Origin of the sequence: Aphanizomenon sp. CS-733/32, assembly GCF_028330045.1 — a bacterium.
Taxonomy (GTDB): Bacteria; Cyanobacteriota; Cyanobacteriia; order Cyanobacteriales; family Nostocaceae; genus Dolichospermum; species Dolichospermum gracile.
The window spans coordinates 1-5241 of the sequence record NZ_JAQMSE010000192.1; the positions used below are offsets into that span (position 1 = coordinate 1).

The 5241-nt window shown below is 37.1% G+C and carries 5 protein-coding genes; 2 read left to right on the top strand and 3 right to left on the bottom strand.

What is annotated here, in order from left to right; translation table 11 throughout:
• Nucleotides 1-328: 328 nt before the first annotated feature.
• On the bottom strand, nucleotides 329-1438 hold the full coding sequence (locus PN471_RS15325) for a glutamate--cysteine ligase (RefSeq protein WP_271777591.1): 1110 nt from the start codon (nucleotides 1436-1438) through the stop codon (nucleotides 329-331).
• 249 nt (nucleotides 1439-1687) lie between these two features.
• Here PN471_RS15325 and PN471_RS15330 point away from each other — a divergent pair, with 249 nt between their 5' ends.
• Together PN471_RS15330 and obgE are read left to right on the top strand one after the other, a co-directional pair.
• A complete protein-coding gene (locus PN471_RS15330; RefSeq protein WP_271777592.1) occupies nucleotides 1688-2362 on the top strand; it encodes a Mo-dependent nitrogenase C-terminal domain-containing protein in 675 nt (224 codons plus the stop codon).
• A gap of 76 nt (nucleotides 2363-2438) precedes the next feature.
• On the top strand, nucleotides 2439-3479 hold the full coding sequence (obgE, locus tag PN471_RS15335) for a GTPase ObgE (protein WP_271777593.1): 1041 nt from the start codon (nucleotides 2439-2441) through the stop codon (nucleotides 3477-3479).
• Nucleotides 3480-3850: 371 nt separating this feature from the next.
• Here obgE and PN471_RS15340 read toward each other — a convergent pair whose 3' ends face one another.
• Both PN471_RS15340 and PN471_RS15345 read right to left on the bottom strand, forming a co-directional pair.
• Nucleotides 3851-4615, bottom strand: a complete 765-nt coding sequence (locus PN471_RS15340) for an RNA methyltransferase (RefSeq protein WP_271777594.1) — start codon at nucleotides 4613-4615, stop codon at nucleotides 3851-3853.
• A 151-nt stretch (nucleotides 4616-4766) separates the two neighbouring features.
• Nucleotides 4767-5096 (bottom strand): helix-turn-helix domain-containing protein, encoded by a 330-nt coding sequence (locus tag PN471_RS15345; RefSeq protein WP_271777595.1) that lies wholly within the window; start codon nucleotides 5094-5096, stop codon nucleotides 4767-4769.
• Nucleotides 5097-5241 lie beyond the last annotated feature (145 nt).

Here is a 5241-nt window from a genome sequence, read left to right on the forward strand (position 1 = left end):
TACTACACAAACAAAGTCCACCTGCGTGGACTAACGAAAAATCAAGGCTTTTGAACCCACGAAGGTGGGTTTCGTCTGTGTAGCTGCGACTTCTAGTCGCCCTTGCAAGTAATAAATTAGACTTTTCAAACACCCTCTTATCCTTTGGATAACAGACATGGTTATTTTAACATAATAAGTTAAATTTAGTTACTAACAAAGCATTATTCTCAATAATTATATAGCGATTTCTATTCCTTCGGTCTGATCAGGGATATGAGACCCGATACCTGCGGCGATCGCTCTTGTTCAAAAATCAAAGAGGAGTCCTATCGAGAAAATTGGTAATCTAAGATCCAAAATTGCCATAGGTTTGTTTGAGAGTGGATTCAATTGAACCTGAATTTTGCAATAACTTAATTAATTCATGAGATCTTGTTTTTTTCTCAGATAAAATTAGTTTTAGTGGGGTTAAAAGTTCCATGTCAGGATCATCTTGAAGGGCAATTTCAGCAACTTGTAAAAGTTTATGAGAATTAGCAAAAACCTCTTTATTCTCGAATCCCAATTTTGCCGAAATTTGGTGTAAATTAGCATCAGGTATAATTGCTCTACCTGGTAAAGTTTCATCTAATATTAAACCTTTTAATAAGGCTAATAAACCTGCATAAATAGCGAAATTATCACAACTGTCACAAGCTTTAAATTCTATTCGTCCTACTTCTGAAGGAATGCGGGCAACTTTTGTTAATGATGGGACACTTTTAATTAATTCTTCTGTCTTTTCCACAAACACTAATGTTGCGGATCTTTTTCCCGTTCTGATAAATGTCCTTACTGATAAACCTGTCCATAAATCACCATTATAAAAAGGAGAACTATAACTAAAAGGAATGATGTAAGGGCTGTAATAAGTTAACTTTTTACCAGTATCAATTAACTTTTCCGTAGACAAATTTGCTAGGGAAATATTTAAATCTGGTCCGTAGGAAACCATATAAATATGAGCAGTTTGTTCATCTGGATAAGCTTGTAATTGCCTAATCTCAAAATCATTTAATGGAGGTTGTGGCTCAAATACGCAAGTATAGGGATTAAAACTGGCTAAAACAGGTGAAAAACCAAAGTTAGCAGCGACATCACTCAGTAAAACAAAACTTGCGGTTAATTCATCAATTGCCCCTTGAATGGTAGAGTGGATAGTTGTTCTAATTTCGATGCCTTTAGCTACACAGTCAATTACCTCTTCAGAGTCGCTAAATCTTTCAAATCCCTCGATATACCAACGCTTTTTCTTAATCCCAGCATCACCAACCCTTAATTGTGGGTAGTCAGTGGAATAGATAGGTAATTTGTCAACAATTTGCTGAAAATCTGCAAATTTTGTATTATGGAAATCTGCGAACTTTCCTTGATCATTGAGAAAAGCAACTTCATGTTCAATCCCAAAGCAAAACATATTTTATACCTAATTAATGACAAGTATAATCAATTATAACTATATTTGATGCCCTTGGGAATCAATGCTGCTGAGTTTATGCTAAAAATTAGTTATATTGTAGGTTGGGTTGACCCAGGGAAACCCAACAAAATTCCTGATCATATTGGACTACATCTACTTTATTTTTACTAATTAAATGTACAGAAATTTAGTCATCCCCAAGGTAGCTTAATATTAACTAATAAAAATTACAAGGCGTGAGTTTTTATGACAACTACTGCTCAAACTCCTTACAGCAGCGAACAAATTATTGCGTGGTTACGTGGATTACTGACCATCGCTTGGGCTGATGGTAACTTTGATACCCAAGAACAGGAATTAATTACTAATCTTACCAAAGATGAATTAGCCCCTTCTATTAACTGGCATTCTTTAGAGATAATTGAACCCGATGAATTAGCGGCTATATTAGGTAAAGGTACACCTGTAGCGGAAAATTTCTTGCGGACAGCGGTAATGGTAGCGATCGCCGATGGTATATACTCACCTAGTGAAGATGACCTACTTCAGCAATTGTGTCAAAAATTAGAACTGCAAGAAAGTTTACTCACAGCCCTACGTCATACCCTAGAAGATACCACACAAACAACTGATTTCCCCTCTCCTGGACTGCAAACCCCACACCCAGACGCTTTAACTCCCTTGCGTCAATGGTTAGACGGATTAGACATTCAAGACCCCAGAGTGGCGAAATTTTTGTGTAAGATGATTCCTTCCCAATGTCCCTTTGAAAGAGATGTCACCTTATTTGGCCGGAAAATAGTTCATATTCCGCCCCTGTGTAAAATTAACCCCCTTTATGAACAAATGGTAGGTTTACGCTTCCGCGCCCTTTCCTATCTAGCAGATGACTGTGGGGAAGATGTTACACCTTATATTTAAATTAGTTGTTAGTAGTCAATTGTTAGCGTGATTGACAACTGACAACTGACAACTGACAACTGACAACTGACTAATTATGCAATTTATAGACCAATCAGTAATTGAAGTAGAAGCAGGTAACGGAGGCGATGGTATTGTCGCTTTTCGGAGAGAAAAATATGTCCCAGCAGGTGGTCCATCTGGTGGGAATGGCGGAAAAGGTGGTTCAGTAATTTTTGTCGGTAATACTAACCTACAAACCTTATTAGATTTTCGATACAAGCATTTATTTAAAGCCCAAAATGGAGAACGTGGCGGTCCAAATAATTGCACTGGCGCAGGTGGAAAAGATCTAATTGTTGAAGTCCCTTGTGGTACTTCTGTATATGATGCAGTAACGAGTGTTTTACTATGCGATATAGTTGAACCCGGACAAAGTTTTCGAGTCGCAGAAGGTGGCAAAGGTGGACTGGGAAATCAACATTTTTTGAGTAACCGTAACCGTGTTCCTGAATATGCCCTTCCTGGTTTAGAAGGAGAAAAAAAGGTATTACGTTTAGAGTTGAAACTGTTAGCAGAAGTGGGAATTATTGGTTTACCAAATGCGGGAAAATCAACTTTAATTTCTTCTTTATCCGCCGCACGTCCAAAAATCGCCGATTATCCGTTTACTACCTTAATTCCTAATTTGGGTGTAGTCAAAAAACCTACAGGTGATGGTACTGTTTTCGCCGATATTCCCGGATTAATTGAAGGTGCTTCTCATGGTGCCGGTTTAGGTCATGATTTCTTGCGTCACATTGAACGAACAAGGGTTTTATTACACTTAATTGATGCCACAAGTGAAGATGTTATCGCTGATTTCCACACTATTCAAGAAGAACTTAAAGCCTATGGACGAGGTTTACCTAAACGTCCGCAAATTTTGGCATTAAATAAAATAGATGCTGTTGATAGAGAAACTGTTGATTTGGAGGCCTTAGCTACTCAATTAAATCATCTAGCTTTAGCACCAGTGTTCATAATTTCGGCGGTAACTCGCACTGGTTTAGATCCCATGATGCAGGAAATTTGGCGGATTTTAGATGAAATTAATGTGTTGGAAGCGCAGGAAGTTGCAGTTGAATTGATAAGTTGATTTTTGTTACATGATTTAAAGTATAGGGATTAGTTGGAGAGTTCCAGAAATACTGAAACTTTTCGGAGTTTATACTCAAAATGGTTGGGATATGGACTTTTGCAAAATCATGAAAAACCTAGCGAATGGAATTCACGGCTACACAAACAAAGTCCGCCTGGGGGGACTAATTAAAAATCAAGGATTTGCAACCCACACAGGTGGGTTTTGCCTGTGTAGACGCGGTTTCTAACCGCGCGTTTAACGTTAAGTTGACGTTACCCTTACCTACCCGCTCAAATCAAATAATTAAGCCGTGTTGAGTATAGTTGATAGAATTATCATTAAAAACTGCATGGATTTTGAGAACATACTTGAGCAAATTCTCACAATTAATCCAGGTTTTCAGAGTTTTTTCTATTAATTGCCCATTCTACCTGTCGTAAAATCCCTCGTAACATTCCCACTTCCGTAGTTTGTAGATAAGCACGATTATATAAATGGCGAAATTTTTCCATCCGACTAGCTGCGGTGTGGGGATAAAGATAACCAATGGACAGCAATAAAGATTCTAATTGCTGATAGAATCCTTCCATAGCATCTAACGGGGCAATTTCTGAATCGGGTATATTCTGATCTGTAAATAAGTCAATAGATTGTGATAATTCATAACAACAAATAGCAACGGCTGTAGCTAAATTCAAAGATGGATATTCAGGATTGGTAGGAATAAAAACTAATTTGTGGGCATAATTTAATTCTTCATTAGTTAATCCTCTATCCTCTCTCCCAAAAATTAAAGCTACAGGCTTTTCTACTTCTGCTAATAACCAGGGTAAAGCCGTGCGAGGGGTTTCTAGGGGGAGTTCTCCACTGTATTCTCGTCCCATAGTAGCAACAGCACGGACACAGCCCTGTAATGCCTGTGGTAATGTGTCTACTATGATCGCAGATTCTAGAATATCTTTACCATGAACTGCCATTTTTAAGGCATCATCTGATGTGCGATCGCATTGAGGATTGACTAATATTAGTTTAGATAAGCCAAAATTTTTCATCACCCTGGCCACTGAACCGACATTCAATGGTCCTGCTGGTTCTACTAAGACGATAATTACGTTGTTGTAACTGGTTCTTATATGAATATTTTCTATCATACTTATTTATGTTCATTACCTATTTGTGCTACTTGTTGAGATAGTTCTTCTGATACTTCTAGAGTGATTTTCGGCATGGTGTGTTTTTACAAAATGTGTTATTTTCTATCTTGTAATTATGCTATAAATTTTGACTTGGAAATAGCTCGAATTAAACTACAGTTATCCGTGCATTATGGTTAGATTTAGGTTTTACTCTAATTTCTACATCAATTTCAAAAGCATTGAGAAATCTAAACATTCTTTCTAGAGAAAACCCTGTAAGTCTTCCTCTCATTAAAGCAGAAACTTTTGGTTGATCAATTCCTAATAATTCAGCCGCTTCAGCTTGGGTGATATGACGTGCGGAAATAGCATTACTGATTTGACGAGCTAGTTCTGCTTTTACTAGCATTTCATCTGGGTTAGGTAAACCTAAATCAGCAAATACATTACCGCTACTGGTTGTTATTTCAATATTTTTTGTATTGTAATTGTGCATATATCTTACAGCAGTTTGAGATCAAACGCGGTACAAAGATGGTAAACTTTAAAGATGTAAAAAAAATAAAATAATTGAGATGTATGGCAGCAGCATATTCGATTGATATAAGACAGAAAATATTAAGTGCTTGGCAAAATAAAGA

Bases quoted from the DNA above. Each gene is read 5' to 3' on its own strand.
- PN471_RS15325 (WP_271777591.1), bottom strand. From the start codon at position 1,438: ATGTTTTGCTTTGGGATTGAACATGAAGTTGCTTTTCTCAATGATCAA.
- PN471_RS15330 (WP_271777592.1), top strand. From the start codon at position 1,688: ATGACAACTACTGCTCAAACTCCTTACAGCAGCGAACAAATTATTGCG.
- obgE (WP_271777593.1), top strand. From the start codon at position 2,439: ATGCAATTTATAGACCAATCAGTAATTGAAGTAGAAGCAGGTAACGGA.
- PN471_RS15340 (WP_271777594.1), bottom strand. From the start codon at position 4,615: ATGATAGAAAATATTCATATAAGAACCAGTTACAACAACGTAATTATC.
- PN471_RS15345 (WP_271777595.1), bottom strand. From the start codon at position 5,096: ATGCACAATTACAATACAAAAAATATTGAAATAACAACCAGTAGCGGT.